We start from the raw sequence: 18513 nt of genomic DNA on the forward strand, positions 1-18513 counted from the left end.
CAAGCTGTTCCGGGCATCGATGGCCACGGCCTGAGCCAGGTTCGGCAGGCTGTGATTGGCCATACCTGAATCAAAGGGACCCAGCCACGGCGTCTTGCCCTGGCCGCAACATGCGACACGCTCCTAGCCTGGCCCCGATGGCCCACACCCTGGTGCTGCTGGCGAGCCCGTCGCGGGAAGCGGCGCTGCTCGACTGGCTTGAGCGCCAGGCCCTGGCGGTCGCCGGGTTTCCGCTGCTCGCCACCGCCGAGCTGGCCGGGCGGCTCCGCAGCGATCCCCGCACCGCCCAGCTGCCGGTGATGGCCCTCGAGGCACTGGCCGAAGGAGGGGACATCCAGGTGGCCGCCCGTCTGCTGGCCGGGGAGGTAGCCGCGGTGATCGCCTTCCTCGATCCGGAAGCACCGGCGGGATCGCCGCCCGACAGCCGGTTGCTGATCCGCGCCTGTGATCTGGCCGCCGTGCCCCTGGCCCTCAACGCCGCCACCGCGGAGCTGGCCCTGCGGGGCCTGGCCCATGGCCGCTCGGCCTACCTGCTGTTCAATCCCGTCGCCGGCCAGGGGGAGGCCAACGCCGATCTGGCCCTGATCCGTTCGATCCTCGAGCCCCAGCTCCTGGTGACGGTGCTGCTCACCAGTGCCGGCACCGATCCGGGCGACCAGTGCCGGGAGCTGGTCGCGCTGCTCCAGGCCCGGCCGGCCGGCGAGGTCGGCAACGTGATGATCGTGGCCTGCGGCGGCGACGGCACCGTCTCGGCGGTGGCAGGGGCGGTGGCCGGCACCGGCATTCCCCTCGGCGTGATTCCCCGTGGCACGGCCAATGCCTTCGCCGCGGCGCTCGACATCCCCACCGACCTGGTGGCCGCCTGCGAGACGATCCTGGCCGGCCACACCCACGTGGTGGACGCCGCCCGCTGCAACGACGTGCCGATGACCCTGCTGGCCGGGGTCGGCTTCGAGGCCGGGATGGTGGATCGCGCCACCCGCGAGCTCAAAACGATGCTCGGCCCGCTCGCCTACGTGCTCGCCGGCGCCCAGCAGCTGGCGTCCCAGCAGCCGTTCCAGGCCCGGGTCGAGATCGACGGCACCGTCACCGAAATGCAGGCCGCCGCCATCACCGTGGCCAACGTGGCCCCCGCCACCTCCGTGCTGGCCCAGGGCTTCGGGCGGGTGATCCCCGACGACGGCCTGCTGGAGGTGACGATCGCCTCGCCGAGCACCCGCCTGCAGGGCCTCAACGCCCTCGCCTCCCTTCTCACCTCGGCCGTGGTGCAGTCACCCAGCAACCACCCCGATCTTCTGTGTCTGCGGGCCAGCCACATCACGATCTCCACCGACCCTCCCCAGCGGCTGGTGATCGACGGCGAGATGCTCGAAGCCGACCCGGTGACCTTCACCTGCCTGCCCGGCGCCCTCTCCGTGTTCGCGCCGCTGCCCTCACCGTGAACCTCGCCTCCGAGGCGGGCGTCGCCACCAAGATCCACCGCATGGCTGACCGGGTGCGCTGGGGTCATCCTGAACTGGCCCGCCGCGGCATCGATCCCTGCCGACTGGCGATCGAAGGGGATCCGGGGTCGCCCGAGGCCTTCTCCTTCCTCGTGCTGGGGGACAGCGGCACGGGGTTGCATCGCCGCGACAGCCCCCAGCGGCGGGTGGCGGAGCAGCTGCTCGCCCATGGCGCTGACGCCCGCTTCCTGCTCCACACCGGCGACGTCGTCTACCAGGTGGGCTCCAGCGAGCAGTACCCGGACAACTTCATCCGCCCGTACCGCGAATGGATCGTGGGTGGTGAGGACTGGCGCCGGCTGCGCTACGACCAGCTGGTCTTTCGGGTGCCGTTCCTGCCGGTGCTCGGCAACCACGACTACTACGACCTGCCGCTGCCGCTGGGCCTGCTGGCCGGCCTGACCGCACCGCCACGGCGCCTGCTGCGGGCCTGGCTGGATCTGGATGTGGGCTGGCATGGTTCCTATGTGGGCCAGGCGTGGGCCCGCGCCTTCCTCGATGGGCTTGGCGCCGTGCCCGAGGCCGACCTGGAGGACCACCTCGCCCGCACCCGCACCGCCACGGTCGACGGGGCCCGCTGCCTGCTGTACCGGCCCGGCCGATTCACCCGCCTGCCCCACCGCCACTACACCTTCCGCTGGGCTGGGGTCGATGTCTTCGCCCTCGATTCCAACACCTTCAACCACCCTTTGCCGGCCGGCGCCGACGACGGGGAGCTGCAACGGCGCCGCGAGCGACTCGACGCCGAACGTTCGGATCTGCTGCGCTCCCTCAGCCCCCTGACCAGTGACGAGGACGCCCGCGATGATCGGGCCACCCTGGCCGAGCAGATCGATGAACAGATCCGTGACATCGACAAGCAGCTCGCCAGCAGCGCCTCCGCCCGTGCCGGACGGAAACCCCCGGTGGACGAAGCCCAGCTCGACTGGGTCGCCGACGCCCTGATCGCCTCCTGGCGCAACCCGGCGGTGCGGGGACGGATGCTGGTGCTGCATCATCCGCCCTACGTCACCGAGGTCAGCAAGTGGGACCAGGGCCAGACCCTGGCGGTGCGCGCCCAGCTGCGACGGGTGCTGGATCGGGTGGCCGCCGCCCTCGGCGATCTGCCGGCCGGCCGGCCCCTGCTTGATCTGGCCTTCAGCGGCCATGCCCACTGCCTGGAGCTGCTCGACACCGGTGACACCGGCCACAGCGATGCCCATATCCCCTGGGCGATCTGCGGCGGCAGCGGCTACAGCCTGCGCCGCCAGCGGCCGGAGGGGCCCGAGCTGCTGGAGGGTCCACCCGGTGCCCAGCGTGTCGTGGCCCGCTCCCGCCTCTTCCTCGGCCGCAGTGGCCGGGGTGCCGCCTTGCGCCGCGCCTACTCCGCCCTGCGGGTGGAGGTGGCGGCCGGCACCCCCCTGCAGTTCACGCTCACCCCGCTGGTGGCCGAGAAAGCCGAAGGCCGCTGGCGTCACGAGGCCTTCGATCCGATCCTGCTGCCATCGACAGGGCCGGGCTAGCCGTGGGTTCCTTGAGGGTGGGGCAGCTCCAGCGCCATCACGATCGATTCACCCGCCACCCGGTTCGTCATCCGGGACACCTCCTGGAAGCCCAGCCGCCCGTAGAAGCGCCGCGCCGGGTTCTCCGCTCGCACCGACAGCCTGATCCGGCGGTAGGTCGGTGCGGCCAGGACGACCAGCGCCTGCAGCAGGCGGGTGCCCACCCCCCGGCCCCGGGCCTCGGGATCAACGCCGGCGGCCAGCTCCGGAACCGACGGCTCCGCCACCCTCCCCGGGGTGGCCTCGGGGCTGAGGCGCAGCCAGGCCGCCCCGATGGCACGGCCCCCGGCCTCCCGGGCGATGACGCCCAGATCACCGGCCTGGCTCCCCCAGCCATCCACATAGGCGCAGAGGCAGGGATCGGCCTGGGCCATCGCCACCTGGTCGGGCCCTCCATCGCCCATGGAAGCGGCGTAGGTGAGCATCAGCCAGAGGGTGGCTTCGTCGTCCGCCGTGGCTGGTGAGATGCGCACCGACGGCAGGTGGGGGGCCGGCGTATCGGGGCGACTGGCCATTCAGCGGTGTTCGATCACCGCCTCGAGCGGGTAGCGGACCTTGGCCAGGTCGGCGTACTTGTCGGCCGGATCGCGATAGCCGGCCGCGCACACCACGGCACTGCGGTAGGGACTCCCCTCCAGGCCCAGCAGGCGGTCGTAGTCGGGTGGCGAGAAGCCTTCGATCGGGCAGGTGTCCACCTCCAGCAGGGCGGCGGCGGTCATGAAGTTGCCCAGGGCGATGTACACCTGGTTGCCTGCCCAGCTGGAGATGGCGGCGCTGCGGGGGCCGTCGACCAGATCCTTCTGCATCAGCTGCCGGTAGCCCTCGAGCTGCTCCACCGGCACGCCGCGGGCGGCGCTCGTGGCCTCCGTCAGGCGCGTCAGATCAGCCAGCTCGATCGTTCGCCGCGCCAGGAACACCACCAGGTGGGAGGCCTCGGTGATCTGGGACTGGTTCCAGGAATGGGGCCGCAGTTCGGCGCGCAGGGCCGGATCCTCGATCACCAGGAACCTCCAGGGCTGCAGGCCGTAGGAGGAGGGGGTGAGCACCAGTGCCTGCTCCAGCGCCTTCCACGTGTCGGCAGGGACTTTGCGGCCCGGGTCGAACTGCTTGGTGGCGTAGCGCCAGCGCAGGGCTTCAAGCAGCTCGGAGGAGCTCAGGGTCATGGCTGGGGGGCGCGGTGACAGGTGATCTCGCCCGGAACTTAAGGGTTCAGCGCACGGGGTGTCTGTGTCTATGCAACGGTCATCGACCGTGACAACCCGTGGTGCAGGGGCAGGTGTAGACCGGCAACGCCCCGCCCCGCTTCGATGGACCCCAGCGCGGATCTCAGCGGCCAGTTCCTCCAGCTCGCCTGCGGCAACTGGGTCACCCAGATGCTGAACGTGGCCGCCGAACTGGCCATTGCCGACCATCTGGCGGCCGCCGGCCCCGCGGGACTGACGGCCGAGGAGCTCGCCGGCCGCTGCGACGCCGACGGCGAGGCCCTGTTCCGGCTGCTGCGGGGCCTGGCCAGCCTGGGGCTGTTCGCCGAGAGCGAGAGCCAGCCGCGCCGCTTCGTGCTCACGCCTCTGGCCGAACTGCTCCGCAGCGACCACCCCGGCTCCCTGCGCCAGTTCGCGCGCATGCTCGGCGGCGAGCATTACGACGCCTGGGCCGACCTGCTCCACGGCGTCCGCAGCGGCGAGAGTGCCTTCCGCCACCACTTCGGCGAACCCGTCTTCGACTGGTACGGCCACAACCCCGAGCGCGGCACCATCTTCGACGGGGCCATGACCGACTTCTCCCGCGTCGAGACCGAGGGCCTGCTGGCGACCTGGGACTTCAGCGGCGTGCAGCACCTCATCGACGTGGGCGGCGGCCGTGGCGGACTACTGCAGACGGTGCTGCGCCGCCACGGCCACCTGCGCGGCACCCTCTTCGATCAGCCGGCGGTGGTGGCGCCGGTGGCGGTGCCACCCGAGCTGGAGGGGCGCTTCGTGGTGGCGGCCGGTGATTTCTTTGCCACCGTGCCGGCCGACGGCGATGCCTACCTGCTCAAGCACATCCTCCACGACTGGGGCGATGAGGCCTGTCTGACGATCCTCGGCCACATCCGCGCCGGCCTGGCCCCCGGCGGGCGGGTGCTGATCCTTGAGCAGCTGATCCCCCCGGGCAACGATCCGGCCCCGGGCAAGCTGCTCGATCTCAACATGCTCGTGATGACCGAAGGCGGCCGCGAGCGCACCCCCGCCGCCTACGAACAGCTGCTGGAGCGCGCCGGCCTGCGGCTGGCGGGGATCCACCCGACCCCGTCGCCCGTCGCGGTGGTGGAGGCGATGGCGGCCTGAGCGCCGGCCGCCGCTTCACACCAGCAGCCCCATCACCAGGGCAAGAAGCGCTCCGATCGGTCCGAAGAAGAAAAAGCTGGTCATCGCCGCGGCCAGCTCGCGGTCGTGGCGGGTGTAGAGCTGCAGCACCAGCACATAGCTGATGGCGGTGCTGAGAACGAAGCCCGCCAGGCCGAACAGCAGCCCACGCCCCAGCCGTTTCCAGGTCATGTCCAGACACACTGCTGCGCCTGGAGTGTGCCAGAGGCCTGCCTCGCCCTAGCGTCAGGGCCTGCCGAGCCCCAGATTCCGTGAGCCTCTCCATCGCCCTGCTCACGGTCTCCGACAGCCGCAGCCTCGCCGACGACCCCTCGGGCGATGCCCTGCAGCAACGGCTGGAGGCAGCCGGCCACCGGCTGACTGAGCGCACCCTGGTGCCCGACGACCGCTATCGCATCCGGGCTGAGCTGAGCCGCTGGATCGCCGATCCCGCCGTGCAGGTGGTGATCAGCTCCGGCGGCACCGGCCTCACCGGCCGCGACGGCACCCCCGAGGCGGTGGCGCCCCTGCTCGACAAGACCATCGAGGGCTTCGGCGAGCTGTTCCGGGTGCTGTCTTTTGAGACGATCGGCACCAGCACCCTGCAGAGCCGCGCCCTGGCCGGGGTGGCCAACGGCACGGTGGTGTTCGTGTTGCCCGGCTCCCTCGATGCGGTCAGCACCGCCTGGGACCGACTGATCCGCGCCCAGCTCGACGCCAGCACCCGTCCCTGCAACCTGGTGCAGCTGCTGCCGCGGCTCACGGAAACCTGATGCGGGCCTTCCCTCTGAGGCGGCCCTGGCTGCTGGGGGGCCTGGCCCTGCTGCTGAGCGCCCTGCTGGGGCTGCCGGCCTGGTCAGGGATCAGCCCTGTTCCTGCAGCCGGAGTCTCGGCACCACCGTCCGCCCGTGAAAGCCCCGGGCAGCGGTTTTCCGCGGGCAGCTACGAGCAGGCCAAGGTGCGGATCCTGGGGATCCCCGCCCTCACGGTGGCGGCGCCGGTGGTGGGTGATCAGGGCGACGCGCCCGATGCCAGCCGCCGTGCCCTGGTGATCGAGGGCAATCTCGACCTCCTCTACGACCCCACCACCCTGTGCAGCGACGGCGAGTGGATTGCGGAGGGAATCCTGCTGCAGGTACTGGGCGATCCGCTGGACCGGGCCTGCGTGAATTCCCCCCTCCAGGAACGTCGCCAGCGCAATCCCGCCGTGGCAGTGCACCGCCGCCGCCTTCCCGGCGGCGAGGTGGTGCTGGAGGCGGTGGTGCCGGAGCGCAGCGAGCCGCTGCCGCTGCTCACCGTCACCTATGCCGATGCCGCCCTCAACGGCACCAACGCCTGGGATCTGGCGGAACGCTGGCGGCGGCGTCTCGAGAGCCGGCTGCTCTATGCGCGCCAGGCGACGGGGCCTGAGGCCCTCGCCCGACGCTGGCGCACCCTGCTGGCGCTCCAGCTGGTGGTGCTCGCGTTCACGGTGCTCACCTTCTGGCTCTGGCGGCGCAACCGCCGGCGGGTGTCCGGCGCGCCCCCCCGCCATCACCGGCGCCTTCTCGGCCAGCTGCTGCTGGTACTGGTGCTGGTCGAGCTCACGGCGCTGGTGGCCCTGGGGGTGATGGCCGTGCCCGGGGAGGTGCCCCTGGGCCTGGAGCTCCTCTTCCAACCCTTGCTGGCGGGCCTCAAGTTCCTGATCCTCGGTGCGGTGGCCCTGCTGGGCCGCTCCCTTGCCACCTTCCTGCTCAACCAGTGGGCCGACGGCGCCAGGGTGGCGGTGGAGGAGCAGGCCCGGCGGGAGCAGCGCCACCGCAGCCTGGTGCGGGTGACCCATCGCCTGATCGATCTGGCCAGCCTGATCCTGGCGGGGCTCTGGATTCTGATCGACATCCCCGGGGTGCGACAGGCCTCGGCGTCCCTGCTGCTGGCCGGTGGCGCCCTGCTGGGCGGCCTGGCGATCGTGTTCCAGGGGCTGCTGCGGGACTTCGCCGCCGGCCTCGCCGTGCTCATCGAAGACCGCTATGCCATCGGCGACTGGGTGGAGATCGGCGGTCTCGCCGGCGACGTGGTGGACGTGGGCGTCCTCAGCACCCAGCTGCGCTGTCTGGATCAGCGGGTGGCGGTGATCCAGAACAGCGCCTTCGACCGGGTGGTGAACCACACCAAACTGCGTTCCGGCAAGGAGGTGACTGTGCTGGTGTCGCACCGCTGCACCGGCATCGATCGGGCGCTGGCGGTGGCGGCCGAGGAGCTCGAAGCCTTCCACGTCGATGCCACCTGGGGGCCGCGCCTGCTGGCGCCGCCCCTTCTGCGGGGCGTCAGTGCCACCGGTCCGCTCGGCATCACCGTGAGCATCCTGCTGACCACCGTGGCCGGCGAGCAGTGGGCCTGCTCCCGCGAGCTGAGAAGGCGGCTGGTGGCCCGCTTTCAGCAGGAGGGCATTCCCCTGGCCGATGGCCTCGAACTGGCCGGCAGGCCCTGATCAGGGCCGCGCCGACCCGCGCGGATCGCGCCAGAGCAGCAGACCCTGGGTGCGGACGGTGTGGAAATCGCTCGCCCGGCCGTCCCCCCGGCCGGTCAGGCCCCCGTCTGGGGCAGCGATCACCGTGCCATCTTCATCGAAGAGCACGCTGTACTGATCGCAGCACTGGGGGGGCAGGTAGTACACCAACCGGCCCCGGTAGAGGTAGCGCCACACCGACTGGGGCGGGTTGCCCATCGGCTGGGTCTTCAACTGTTGGATCAGCCGCTGGAGCCACGGCGGCCGGGGCGCCGGTGCCGAGGCGGTGGGGGCGGCAGGGGAGTGGGGTCCCGCCAGGGTGTCGGATCCGATCAGGGCGGTGGAGGCAACAACCGCTGCACAGGCCGCCCCAAGCAGCGCCCGCCCCCGAGCCAGCCGTGGCGACGCCGCTGGGCTCCTTCTCAGGCTGGGGTTTGGCATCGCTGCCAAGGTTACGCTGAACCGGCCGAGGGAAAGTTCATGGCTTCATCGTTAGCGGAGCATGAGACGTTCATCCGCCAGGCCATCGAACTCTCTCGCAAAGCTGGCCTGGAGTACGGCACCGGCGGGGCCTTCGGCGCGGTGATCGTCAAGGATGGGGTGATCATCTCCCAGGGGATGAACCGTGTCGTGGCCAGCCATGATCCCACCTGGCACGGGGAAATGGAGGCGATTCGGCTGGCCTGCATCACCCTGCAGAGTTTCAAACTGCCCGGCTGCATTCTCTATACCTCCGCCGAGCCCTGCCCGATGTGCATGGCCACCTGCTACTGGGCAGGAATCGAGGAGGTTTACTACGCCGCTACGGTGGACGATGCCCTCGAATACGGTGATTTCGATGATCGCCCGATCTACGAGCAGCTGGCCCTGCCCAAGGAACAACGCTCGATCCGCCTTACCCAGATCCTGAGGCAAGAGGCGGTGGAGGTCTGGAAGGAGTACCAGGCCAAGCCCGACCGGGTCCGCTACTGAGGCGCGGCACTGATCGGGAGGGCGATCAGGCGCTGGTGGCGGGCAGGGCCCGGAACAACTGCAACATCAGCACCAGACTCGCCAGGATCGCCGCCAGGGTCAGCCTGTCGCCGCGCTGGCTCCCCGTGCCCTCCAGCCAGGGCTGGCAGCGCCGGCTGACCCAGGGCACCAGCCACCAGCCGGTGAGCGCCACGGTGCAGACATTGCCCAGGAGAAGGCCGGTGGGAGCATCGAGGGGCAGGGGCCGCAGCAGCACCCGCAGCACCGCCACGGTGGGGTAGAGCACCACCAGCACCAGCAGGTTCACCTTCCAGACGGGCACGGCGGCCCGGTCGGCCTCCCCCAGCCAGCGGGCGTAGCCCTCCCAGTCGGAGCGTCCTTCATAGCGGTAGCCGCCGCGCTCGGCTGCGCTGAGCAGATCGCGCCGTTCCTGGCAGTCCATCCAGCCCATGAACGCCCCGGGGGTGGTGAAACTCAGCTCCGATGCGTAGAGCAGCCGGCCCGCGTGGGGTTCGCGGCCCAGGGGCGCGGGGGCCGTTTCGGCCACGAAGCCCGGATGGCGGCGGGCCGCCGCCATCAGCCGGTCTTCCATCGCCAGGAACGCCGCCAGCCCCGCCGGTTCAACGCGATGCAGGAAGCGGTGGGTGAACGGTGGCGCCGTCTCGCTGGAGTGGGCGGGCGAGGCGGGCATCGCGGCATCGCGGCGGCGGCCCCACCATGGGCCCTCAGGCCGCCGCCAGCCAGCGGCGGCGCGCCCGGTCGCTGAGGTCCTCGCCGAGCAGGGTGAGCAGGGCGTACACCGCCACCAGGGCCAACAGCTGGTCCCAGGCGAAGGAGCTCAGGCTTTCCAGCAACTGGCTGCCCAGGCCGGTCGCGCCCGCCAGGCCCACCACCACCGATTCCCGCAGGATCACATCGGCCCGGTAGGCGCCGTAGGCCAGGTAGGGCCGGGCCAGCCCGCTGAAGCGGCCGTAGAGCAAGGCCAGCCGCGGCCCGCTGCCGCCACAGGCCAGGGCCTCCTCGGTAGCCGGGTCGGTGGTATCGGCGCTCTCCAGCAGCAGCCGGCCCAGCACCCCCAGGTTGTGGAAACCCAGGGCCAGGGCGGCGGTGATCACCCCCGGCTGCAGCACGAACAGCAGCAGCAGGACGCTCAACGGCGGCGGCCACAGGCGCCCCAGGGCCCACAGCAGCCGCAACCCCTGCCGGGCCCAGCCCAGGGGTGCCACCAGCAGCAGCAGCAGCGGCGCCAGACCCACCGCCAGGCTGGCCGCCAGGCCAGTGAGCAGCAGGGTGCCCCCCACCAGCCGCGGCCAGGGCAGGGCCAAGGTGGCGGCCCAGTCGCCCTCGCCCAGCCCCGGCAGGGGCTGCCAGTGGAGCAGGGCAGCCGGATCCACCCCCAGGCCACGGCCCACCAGAACGCAGAGGGGCACCAGGGCGGCCAGGATCAGCAGCATCTCCCGGCTGCGTTCGCCCACCCCCCGCCGGGCCAGCACGAACCGGCCGGGCACCAGCCAGCGCCGGCGCAGCAGGCTGATGCCAGCCTCCAGGGCCAGCATCACCGCCAGCAGCAGCCACAGGCCGCTCCAGAGTTCATGGAACTCCAGTGACTGGAGCGTCAGCTTCAGATCGGTGCCCAGCCCCCCCAGCCCGAACACCCCGAGCAGGGTGGCGCTGCGCAGGGCGCACTCCAGCCGGTAGCCGCCGTAGCTGAGCACCCCGGGCAGCAGGGCCGGCCCCAGGGCCGTGAGCAGGGCCGCCGGCGCCGGGGCGCCCGCCGCCCGCAGGGCCTCCAGGTTGGCGATGGGCAGGGCATCGAGCAGGTCGGACAGCACCCGCGCCACCAGGGCACCGAAGGGCAGGGCGATCGCCAGCACCGCCACCGCCGGCTGCAGCCCCACCAGCTGGAGCAGCAGCAGGCCCCAGATCAGCTCATGGATCGCCCTGGGGAGGGCCAGCAGCCGGCGGATCAGCTCCGCCGGCAGGGCGCTGCCGGTCAGCGTGCGCCACACCGTGCGGGAGCTGCACGCCCCCAGCACCAGGCCCAGCACCAGGCTGCCGGCCCAGCCCAGCAGGGCCATGCCGGCCGTCACCCCCAGCCCCTTCAGCAGCGACGCGAGCACCACCGGATCCAGCGAGGGGGTCACCGCCGCCAGCGCGAAGTTGCCGATCAGCTCCCAGCCGCCCCCGTGAACCAGCGGCGGTAGCAGGACGGCCAGGGGCACCAGCACCAGGGCCGGCAGCAGCATCAGCAGCGGCGCGGCCGGTTTCACGGCGTCGTGCCGTCGTAGAGGTCCGCCAGCAGGTCGGCGTCCACCCGGGCCACCGGCCCGTCGAACAGCACCCGGCCGTCCTTGAGGCAGATGGCCCGATCAAAACCATGGAGCAAGTCGGGCCGGTGCAGACTCAGCAGCAGGGCCCGGGGGGCAGTCGCCTGGGCCAGCAGCAGGGCCAGCAGCTCGGTGGCCAGGCGCGGATCGAGGCTGGCCAGGGGTTCATCGGCCAGCAGCAGGGTGGGCTCCTGGCGCAGCAGCCGGGCCATCGCCACCCGCTGGCGCTGGCCGCCGGAGAGGGCTGTCACCGGCTGTGTAAGCAGGGCCGGATCCAGGTCCATGGCCCGCAGGGCCGCTGCGCAGGCGTCGGTGTCGAGGGGCAGCAGCAGGTTGAGCAGGGCCTGGGGCCAGCCCCAGCGGGCCAGGCGGGCGGCGTTGAGGTTCTGCTGAACGGTCAACTCCTCGATCAGGCGCAGGTCCTGCCAGAGGGTGCCGATGCGGGCCTGCTGGCGGCGCCGGCCTCGGCGGGAGCGGGCGGGGGCCTGCCCCTCCCACAGCACCGTGCCCGCCACCGGCGCCAGCAGGCCGTTGGCCACCGCCAGCAGGGTGCTCTTGCCGGCGCCGCTGGCCCCCAGCAACGCCACCCGCTCGCCGGGGTCCAGGCTCAGGTCGACGTCCTCCAGCCGGGGCCGTTCGCGGCCGTTCACACGGATGCCCCGCAGCGCGAGCACGGCTGTGGAGGCGCCGGGGGCCATGGAGGACGGAGGGGGCGAAGCTCGATCCACGATGGCAGTCCTTCGCCCATGGCCCCCTCACTCGTCAGGCCAGAGCGACGCCCAGCAGAATTCCCCTATCCCCACGGCCACCGATGACGTCCTCCACCGGGCCCAGGCCCTCCCTCCTCGATGGCATCGCCCGGGTGCTGCTGTGCCTGGTGTTCCTCCATGCCGTGATCGGCAAACTGACCGGATTCGCCGGGGTGGCCGGGATGATCGCCGGCCGGGGGCTGCCGCTGGCGCCGGTGCTGCTGGCGGCGGCCGTGGCCCTGATGCTGGTGGGGTCGGTGCTGGTGATCAGCGGCTATCGGGTGCGGCTCGGGGCGATCCTGCTGCTGCTGTTCCTGGTGCCCACCACCCTGCTGTTCCACAACGATGTGGCCGACCCCCAGGAGCGGATCGCGCTGCTGAAGAACCTCTCGATCATGGGGGGCCTGCTGCTGGTGGCCGAGCGTCCCGCGGCCTGACGGACAACGGCAGCACGGCCAGGCTGGTTCAACATGCCCCGGCAGGCTCCTCACCCCATGCCCTTCGCCTCCCCCCGCTCCTACATCCTTCTGTCGGTGGCGGCGGCGGTGGCCACCATCGTGCTCAAGACGGCTGCCTGGAGGATCACCGGCTCAGTGGGCCTGCTCTCGGATGCGATGGAATCCGGGGTGAATCTGGTGGCCGCCCTGGGGGCCTTCTGGGCGCTCAGCCTCGCCGCCAAGCCCGCCGACCGCACCCACCACTACGGCCACTTCAAGGCCGAGTACTTCTCCAGCGGCCTGGAGAGCGTGCTGATCGTGCTGGCCGCCCTGGCGATCATCCACTCCGCCGTGGGCCGGCTGCAGGCTCCTGAGCCCCTGGAGCAACTGGGGCTGGGCATGGCCCTTTCCCTGGTGGCCACGGCACTCAACGGCCTGGTGGCCTGGGTGCTGCTGCGGGCCTCCCGCCACTTCCACTCGATCACCCTGCGGGCCGACGCCCACCACCTGTTCACCGACGTCTGGACCTCCTGCGGTGTGCTGGTGGGGATCGGCCTGGTGAAGCTCACCGGCCTGACGATCCTCGACCCGCTGATCGCCATCGCCGTGGCGCTCAACATCGCTTTCACCGGCTGGAATCTGCTGCGTGAAACCGCCACCGACCTGCTCGACCGTTCCCTGCCCGTCGACGAACAGGACCGGCTGGAGGCTCTGCTGGCCTCCCGTGAAACCGAGGAGATCCGTTTCCATGCCCTGCGCACGCGGGTGGCCGGATCACGCCGCTTCGTGGCCTTCCACGTGCTGGTGCCGGGGCAATGGACGGTCCAGGACGGCCATGACCTCTGCGAGCAGCTGGAGCAGGAGATCGCCGTCGCCCTGCCCCGCAGCGATGTGCTCACCCACCTCGAGCCGATCGAGGATCCCAAAGCCTGGGACGACCAGGGATTCCGCTGGGAAGAGGGTTGAGCCCCATACGATCCAGACAGCAGCGAGCGCGTCCGCGATGGCCACCGTTCTGATCACCGGCACCAACCGCGGCATCGGCCTGGAGTACTGCCGCCAGCTCCAGGCCAGGGGCGACACGGTGGTGGCGGTCTGCCGCCGCCCGTCGCCGGAACTGGAGGCGCTCGGGGTGCGCATCGAGGCAGGGGTCGACCTCACCGACGGGGCCGCCATCGCCGATCTGGTGGGCCGGCTGGGCTCGCTGGCCATCGACGGGCTGATCCTCAATGCCGGCCTGCTGGAGCGCACCAGCCTGGACAACCTGGACGTCGAGAGCCTGCGGCGCCAGTTCGAGGTGAACGCCATTGCCCCCCTGCGGCTCACCCAGGCCCTGCTGGGCCATCTGCCGCCGGGCGCCAAGGTGATCCTGATGACCAGCCGCATGGGCTCGATCGACGACAACAGCTCCGGCGGCGCCTACGGCTACCGGATGTCGAAGGTGGCGCTCTGCATGGCCGGCAAGTCGCTGGCCATCGACCTGCGGCCCCGCGGCATCGCCGTGGCCCTTCTCCATCCCGGCCTGGTGCGCACCCGCATGACGGGCTTCAGCGACCAGGCCATCAGCACCGAGGACTCCGTGCACGGCCTGCTGGCCCGCATCGATGCCCTCACCCTGGAGACCAGCGGCAGCTTCTGGCACGCCAACGGCCAGGTGCTGCCCTGGTAGGGCCGGCGGCAACGGTGCTTACGGGCCCGGCAGGGCCAGCTGCAGCACCAGGCTCCGGCCGCCGCGTTCGAAGCGCAGGCCGAGGGGCCGGCCCGCCGGGTGGGCGGCCAGCCGCTCGATCACCTGGCGGGCGCTGCTGACCGGCTGGCCATCGATCGCCGTGATCCGATCACCGACCCGCAGGCCGGAGCGCTCCGCCAACGAAGCTGGGGCCACCTGGTGGATCTCCACCCGGCCAGCGTGGGTCTCCAGGTACACCCCAAGCTTCAGGCCTGCCGGTGGCGGCGACACCACCCCGAACACGGCCGTGGCCAGCCCTGGCTGCAGCACGGCGCAGTCGAGCCCGGCGTCCCAGGGCAGCAACCAGGCCGCCTCGCCCAGCCCCAGGGCCTGCAGCTGGTGGGGCACGCCGTGACCCCCGGCCAAGTGGCCGTTGCCGATGAGCGCCACCACCGGGGCCCCGGGGTGGCGACGGCGGCGGTCGGCGATGGTCTCGGCCATGGCCCGGTCCCAAAGCTGCTGGCTTTCGACGAAGCGAACGAAGGAGGGATCCTCCAGGCCGGGGCGCCGCTGGCCGCTGTTGGGAACGAAGGGATGGTGCTGCCAGAGCCGGTGCAGCTGGACCTGGTAGGCCCGGCTCGCCGGTGCCGGACGGCCCACCCCTTCCCGTTCGCTGGCGGGCACCGCCGCCAGGCCCTCAGCCCGCACCCGCCGCACCAGCTGGCGCTCCACGTTCAGGGCGAGCAGCGGCACGCGCCGGTCACGGGCGAAGCGCAGGATCGGCAGGTAGAGCTCGGCGTCGTAGCCCCAGATGGCCGGCCAGTCGAGGGCCTCGAGGAAGGCGCGCTCCTCCAGCTCCCCGGCCACCCAGCGGTCGAGCACCGGCTGGAGTCGGCGCGGCACCATCTCCAGGCCGAGGCTCAGGTCGGGGCGCCGGGTCTGTAACGCTGCAAGCGTGGCCAGCTGCCACTGGTGGTGGGCGGCGCTGTCGTGGCGTTCGCCCAGCAGCACCGCCGGCCGCCGGGCCAGGCGATCGAGCAGGTCATCGACCGCCAGCGCCCGCGGACCGGCGGCGGTGGGCTCCACCCAGGCCCCCGGGGGCACACAGGCGCTGGTGGCCGCAAGCCCAGGCACCCCCAGCAGGGCAGCCAGGCCCAGGGCCAGGCCGGCCACCCGGTGCCAGCGACCGAGCGGGGTCAGCGGATCTTGCCGGTCTGGCGGCCCACATCTTCGATCATGGTGTAGGCCTTGGCGTTGGCGGCGGTGAACTGCTTGGCCCCGAACAGGGCCAGGATCTGCTTCTGGGTGGGGTTGCTGGCGCGCCAGCTGAGGATCGACTGCTGCACCTTGGTGGTGAAGCCCTTGCCGAAGCGCTTGTCGAGGTCGGGCTGGGCGATCCAGTGGTAATCGGGGTAGCCCGACGACCTCCAGAGGGCGAACACCTTGGCGGGGTTGGCCTTGCCGTCACGCAGGCTGGCACTCCACACCTGCTCGTTCACGGCACCGGCGTCATAGGCGCCGCTCTGCACCAGGGCGATGGTGGCGTCGTGGCTGCCGCTGAAGCCGGGCGCGCCGCCAGCGAAGTCCGACAGCTTCACCCCCGCCTTGCCGAGGAAGAACTGGGGCATGAGCCGACCGGACGTGGAGCTTTCGGAGCCGAAGGTGAAGCGCTTGCCCTTCAGTTCGCTCAGGCCCTTGGCGTTGGTGATGGGCTTGAGACCGCTGCGGCTGTTGGCGATGAAGATCGTGCGGAACGAGACGTCGATGTCGCGCTGGGCGAGCACCCGGGCACCGGGCTTCTGCAGCCGGGCCTGAACGCCGGTGAGGCCGCCGAACCAGACCAGATCCAGGGCACCGGTGCGGAAGGCGCTGACGGCAGCGGCGTAGTCGACCACCGGCACGTAGACCACCTTCACCCCCAGCTGACGGCTGAGTTCATTGGCCACCAGTGGATAGAGGCGGTTGAGCTTCTCCGGCTTCTGGTCGGGAATGGCACCGAGGCGCAGCACCTTCTGGCTTTGCTGGGCCCCTGCGGGAGCCAGCAGCCCGGGAAGGGGGGCGGCGGGGGGCGCCAGCAGGGGCAGCAACGCCAGCGACACCCCCATCAGGGCGGCGGTGGCGGTGGTGCGGATCCGGAACATGCTCATCGGGGTTGGGAAGCTCTGGCGGCCTTTGGTCCACTATGGCCATCAGGTGGGCGCCGGACTGCCCCCTCTTCCCTGGGTCAGCACCATGGCGGCCTGCCTCCCCATCGACACCTTTCTGGGGAGCAGCGGTGCGCTGATTGACGTGCGCACCCCGGCCGAGTTCCGTCAGGGCCACATCCCGGGAGCCTGCAATCTGCCCCTGTTCAGTGATGCGGAACGGGCCGAGGTGGGCACGCTCTACAAGCAGCAGGGCCGCCAGGCCGCCGTGCTGCGGGGCCTGGCCCTGGTGGGTCCGCGGATGGAGGCCATGGCGGCCGAGCTGGTGGCCTGGAGTGAGCGCACGGCCGGGGCGCCCCTGCGGCTGCACTGCTGGCGCGGCGGCATGCGTTCGGCCAGCGTCGCCTGGCTGGCCCAGCAGCTGGAGCTGCCGGTGCTGCTGCTGGAGGGTGGCTACAAGAGCTACCGGCGCTGGGTGCTGGAACTGTTCGAGCGGTCCTGGCCCCTGCAGCTGCTGGGGGGCCGCACCGGCAGCGGCAAGACCGAGCTGCTGCTGGCCCTGCAGGCGCTGGGGGCGGCGGTGGTGGACCTGGAGGGCCTGGCCCACCATCGCGGCAGCAGCTTCGGTGGCCTGGGCCTGCCGGAACAGCCCAGCTCCGAGCACTACGAGAATCGGCTGGCGGCGGCCCTGGCGCCCCTGGCCGCTGCCGACCAGATCTGGTTGGAGGCTGAAAGCGCCATGGTGGGGCGCTGCCGCATTCCCGCTGGCCTCTGGCGCCAGATGAAGGCCGCGCCGGTGCTGGCGGTGGAGCGGCCCCTCCAGGAGCGGGTGGACCACCTGGTGGAGATCTACGGCGCCCAGGATCCCCTCGCCCTGGCGGAGGCCACCCGGCGCATCGCCAAGCGGCTGGGGCCCCAGCGCACCGCCCTGGCCCTCGAGGCGATCGAGCAGGGCGACTGGGCCACCGCCTGCCGCCAGATGCTCGACTATTACGACCGCTGCTACGACCACGACCTCGACAGCCATGCCTGTTCGGCGGTGGATCTGGGCGGTCTGGCGGCGCCGGAGGCCGCCCGCGAGCTGATCAGCCGGGGCCTGGTGACGCTGCAGCAGCGTCCCGCCGACTGACCACCCGCCCGATCACGGCTGCCGCCCCGAAGCCTGCGGCGCGGAGATCGGCCAGGGCCGCGGGCGCCTCGGCCGCCGGCAGGGCCGCCAGCAGCGGTCCGCAGGTCTGGGGATCGATCAGCAGCCCCCGCAGCGCCTCCGCCCGCCCACCCTCCCCCAGCAGCCGCACGGGCCCCTCCAGCAGGGACAGGGCCGCAGCGTTGGCGGGGGCCAGGGAGCTGGCGAAGCCCCGCTCGAGCAACTCCAGGGCGCCGGGATAGGCGGTGATGGCGGCGGCGTCGAGCTCCACCGCCACCCCCGCACCGGAGGCGGCCAGCATCTCGCCCAGGTGGCCCAGCAGACCGAAGCCGGTGATATCGGTGCAGGCGCCGCAGTCGTGGGCGGCCAGCAGGGGCACCAGGGAGGCCTGGCTTCGCTGCATCGCCGTGATCACCGCCTCCATCCAGGCAGGCGCAACGGCGCCGGCCATGGCCGCGGCGAACAGCACGCCGCTGCCCAACGGCCGGCTCAGCAGCAAGGCATCACCGGGCCGCAGAGGGCCCTTGCGCCAGTGGCCTGCGGGCGCCACCCGCCCGTTCACTGTGAGGGCCAGGGCCAGGCCCGCCCCGTCACGGCCCTCGAGGGTGTGGCCACCGATCAGGGCGGCCCCGAGGGGCTCCAGCACCGAGCGCACCCCCGCCAGGGTCTGCAGCAGCAGCTCCTCCTGAACGGCCGCGGCGGCCTCCGGCACCGTCACCAGGGCCTGGACGCTCTCCACCGCCGCGCCGCTGGCCCACAGGTCGCTGCAGGCATGCAACGTGGTGAGGCGGCCGTTCAGCCAGGGGTCGTCCACCAGGGCCGGGAAGCCGTCCACGCTCTGCAGCCACAGGCGGCCGTCGGCGCCGGTGGCCACCACGGCAGCGTCTTCCGCCGCTGGCGCCCGGACGGTCGGATCGAGCCTGGCCAGGGCGGCCGTCAGCGGGGCGGCGCCCAGCTTGGCGGCGCAGCCGCGGCAGGCCATGGCGGCCTGGCCGTCCGGGGCCATGGGCTGGAGGTCGGCGAAGCGCGCCATGAAGGCCGCATCGATGCGCTGCTTCCAGTGCCAGATCCAGCCGGCCGGCCCCAGGGCCACCGGTCCGAAAAAGGCCAGGGCCCTGGGTCCATCGGGGTGCCAGCCGCCGTCGCCGAGCAGCTGCAGGGCCCGCGGCTGGGGCCGCCAGGGCCGCAGCGA

At 71.9% G+C, this 18513-nt stretch carries 20 protein-coding genes; 10 read left to right on the top strand and 10 right to left on the bottom strand.

The window, feature by feature from the left end; genetic code table 11:
• The first annotated feature begins 110 nt into the window (after positions 1 to 110).
• Both VB739_RS13460 and VB739_RS13465 read left to right on the top strand, forming a co-directional pair.
• Positions 111 to 1442: a diacylglycerol kinase family protein gene (locus tag VB739_RS13460; RefSeq protein ID WP_323357557.1), complete on the top strand. Its 1332-nt coding sequence runs from the start codon at positions 111 to 113 to the stop codon at positions 1440 to 1442.
• Positions 1439 to 3004, top strand: a complete 1566-nt coding sequence (locus tag VB739_RS13465; protein ID WP_323357558.1) for a metallophosphoesterase — start codon at positions 1439 to 1441, stop codon at positions 3002 to 3004. The genes VB739_RS13460 and VB739_RS13465 overlap by 4 nt, the downstream gene beginning before the upstream one ends.
• On the opposite strand, the gene VB739_RS13470 is transcribed toward VB739_RS13465, so the two are convergent.
• Both VB739_RS13470 and VB739_RS13475 read right to left on the bottom strand, forming a co-directional pair.
• Positions 3001 to 3558, bottom strand: coding sequence for a GNAT family N-acetyltransferase (locus VB739_RS13470; protein ID WP_323357559.1), 558 nt, complete (start codon positions 3556 to 3558; stop codon positions 3001 to 3003). The genes VB739_RS13465 and VB739_RS13470 overlap by 4 nt on opposite strands.
• Entirely contained in the window at positions 3559 to 4206 is a 648-nt protein-coding gene (locus VB739_RS13475) for an NAD(P)H-dependent oxidoreductase (RefSeq protein ID WP_323357560.1), read from the bottom strand.
• Positions 4207 to 4350: 144 nt separating this feature from the next.
• On the opposite strand from VB739_RS13475, the gene VB739_RS13480 reads away from it, so the two are divergent.
• Positions 4351 to 5370, top strand: coding sequence for a methyltransferase (locus tag VB739_RS13480; RefSeq protein WP_323357561.1), 1020 nt, complete (start codon positions 4351 to 4353; stop codon positions 5368 to 5370).
• A 15-nt stretch (positions 5371 to 5385) separates the two neighbouring features.
• On the opposite strand, the gene VB739_RS13485 is transcribed toward VB739_RS13480, so the two are convergent.
• Positions 5386 to 5580 carry a hypothetical protein gene (locus VB739_RS13485; RefSeq protein WP_323357562.1) on the bottom strand — a complete coding sequence of 65 codons (195 nt, stop codon included), beginning with the start codon at positions 5578 to 5580 and terminating at the stop codon, positions 5386 to 5388.
• Positions 5581 to 5660: 80 nt separating this feature from the next.
• On the opposite strand from VB739_RS13485, the gene moaB reads away from it, so the two are divergent.
• Complete coding sequence (gene moaB / locus VB739_RS13490) at positions 5661 to 6161, top strand: molybdenum cofactor biosynthesis protein B (RefSeq protein WP_323357563.1); 501 nt, start codon at positions 5661 to 5663, stop codon at positions 6159 to 6161.
• Complete coding sequence (locus VB739_RS13495; protein ID WP_323357564.1) at positions 6161 to 7858, top strand: mechanosensitive ion channel family protein; 1698 nt, start codon at positions 6161 to 6163, stop codon at positions 7856 to 7858. Before moaB ends, VB739_RS13495 begins: the two co-directional genes overlap by 1 nt.
• Here VB739_RS13495 and VB739_RS13500 read toward each other — a convergent pair whose 3' ends face one another.
• A complete protein-coding gene (locus VB739_RS13500; protein ID WP_323357565.1) occupies positions 7859 to 8317 on the bottom strand; it encodes a DUF6970 domain-containing protein in 459 nt (152 codons plus the stop codon). It abuts the gene before it with no gap.
• Between the two features lie 39 nt (positions 8318 to 8356).
• Here VB739_RS13500 and VB739_RS13505 point away from each other — a divergent pair, with 39 nt between their 5' ends.
• Positions 8357 to 8848: a nucleoside deaminase gene (locus tag VB739_RS13505; protein WP_323357566.1), complete on the top strand. Its 492-nt coding sequence runs from the start codon at positions 8357 to 8359 to the stop codon at positions 8846 to 8848.
• Between the two features lie 25 nt (positions 8849 to 8873).
• Here VB739_RS13505 and VB739_RS13510 read toward each other — a convergent pair whose 3' ends face one another.
• Genes VB739_RS13510 through VB739_RS13520 form a run of 3 tightly spaced genes read right to left on the bottom strand, consistent with a single transcriptional unit; the run spans position 8874 to position 11873 of the window.
• The gene (locus VB739_RS13510; protein WP_323357567.1) at positions 8874 to 9539 is read right to left on the bottom strand and encodes a hypothetical protein; all 666 of its coding nucleotides are present in this window, start codon (positions 9537 to 9539) and stop codon (positions 8874 to 8876) included.
• A 34-nt stretch (positions 9540 to 9573) separates the two neighbouring features.
• A complete protein-coding gene (locus VB739_RS13515; protein WP_323357568.1) occupies positions 9574 to 11118 on the bottom strand; it encodes a phosphonate ABC transporter in 1545 nt (514 codons plus the stop codon).
• Positions 11115 to 11873, bottom strand: a complete 759-nt coding sequence (locus VB739_RS13520; protein ID WP_323357569.1) for an ATP-binding cassette domain-containing protein — start codon at positions 11871 to 11873, stop codon at positions 11115 to 11117. Before VB739_RS13520 ends, VB739_RS13515 begins: the two co-directional genes overlap by 4 nt.
• Before the next feature lie 113 nt (positions 11874 to 11986).
• Here VB739_RS13520 and VB739_RS13525 point away from each other — a divergent pair, with 113 nt between their 5' ends.
• The 3 genes from VB739_RS13525 to VB739_RS13535 are packed head-to-tail and all read left to right on the top strand — an operon-like array spanning position 11987 to position 14030.
• The gene (locus VB739_RS13525; protein WP_323357570.1) at positions 11987 to 12361 is read left to right on the top strand and encodes a DoxX family protein; all 375 of its coding nucleotides are present in this window, start codon (positions 11987 to 11989) and stop codon (positions 12359 to 12361) included.
• Between the two features lie 57 nt (positions 12362 to 12418).
• Entirely contained in the window at positions 12419 to 13327 is a 909-nt protein-coding gene (locus VB739_RS13530) for a cation diffusion facilitator family transporter (protein ID WP_323357571.1), read from the top strand.
• A 37-nt stretch (positions 13328 to 13364) separates the two neighbouring features.
• Positions 13365 to 14030 (top strand): SDR family oxidoreductase, encoded by a 666-nt coding sequence (locus VB739_RS13535; RefSeq protein WP_323357572.1) that lies wholly within the window; start codon positions 13365 to 13367, stop codon positions 14028 to 14030.
• 18 nt (positions 14031 to 14048) lie between these two features.
• Here VB739_RS13535 and VB739_RS13540 read toward each other — a convergent pair whose 3' ends face one another.
• Together VB739_RS13540 and VB739_RS13545 are read right to left on the bottom strand one after the other, a co-directional pair.
• A complete protein-coding gene (locus VB739_RS13540) occupies positions 14049 to 15203 on the bottom strand; it encodes a ChaN family lipoprotein (RefSeq protein WP_323357573.1) in 1155 nt (384 codons plus the stop codon).
• Positions 15204 to 15226: 23 nt separating this feature from the next.
• Positions 15227 to 16171, bottom strand: coding sequence for a putative selenate ABC transporter substrate-binding protein (locus tag VB739_RS13545; RefSeq protein WP_416233338.1), 945 nt, complete (start codon positions 16169 to 16171; stop codon positions 15227 to 15229).
• Positions 16172 to 16262: 91 nt separating this feature from the next.
• On the opposite strand from VB739_RS13545, the gene mnmH reads away from it, so the two are divergent.
• A complete protein-coding gene (gene mnmH / locus VB739_RS13550) occupies positions 16263 to 17303 on the top strand; it encodes a tRNA 2-selenouridine(34) synthase MnmH (RefSeq protein ID WP_323357575.1) in 1041 nt (346 codons plus the stop codon).
• Here the strand turns inward: mnmH and selD are convergent.
• A partial coding sequence (gene selD, locus VB739_RS13555; protein WP_323357576.1) for a selenide, water dikinase SelD occupies positions 17260 to 18513 on the bottom strand: 1254 nt, incomplete at its 5' end. The genes mnmH and selD overlap by 44 nt on opposite strands.

Source organism: Cyanobium gracile UHCC 0281 (assembly GCF_034931305.1).
Taxonomy (GTDB): Bacteria; Cyanobacteriota; Cyanobacteriia; order PCC-6307; family Cyanobiaceae; genus Cyanobium; species Cyanobium gracile_A.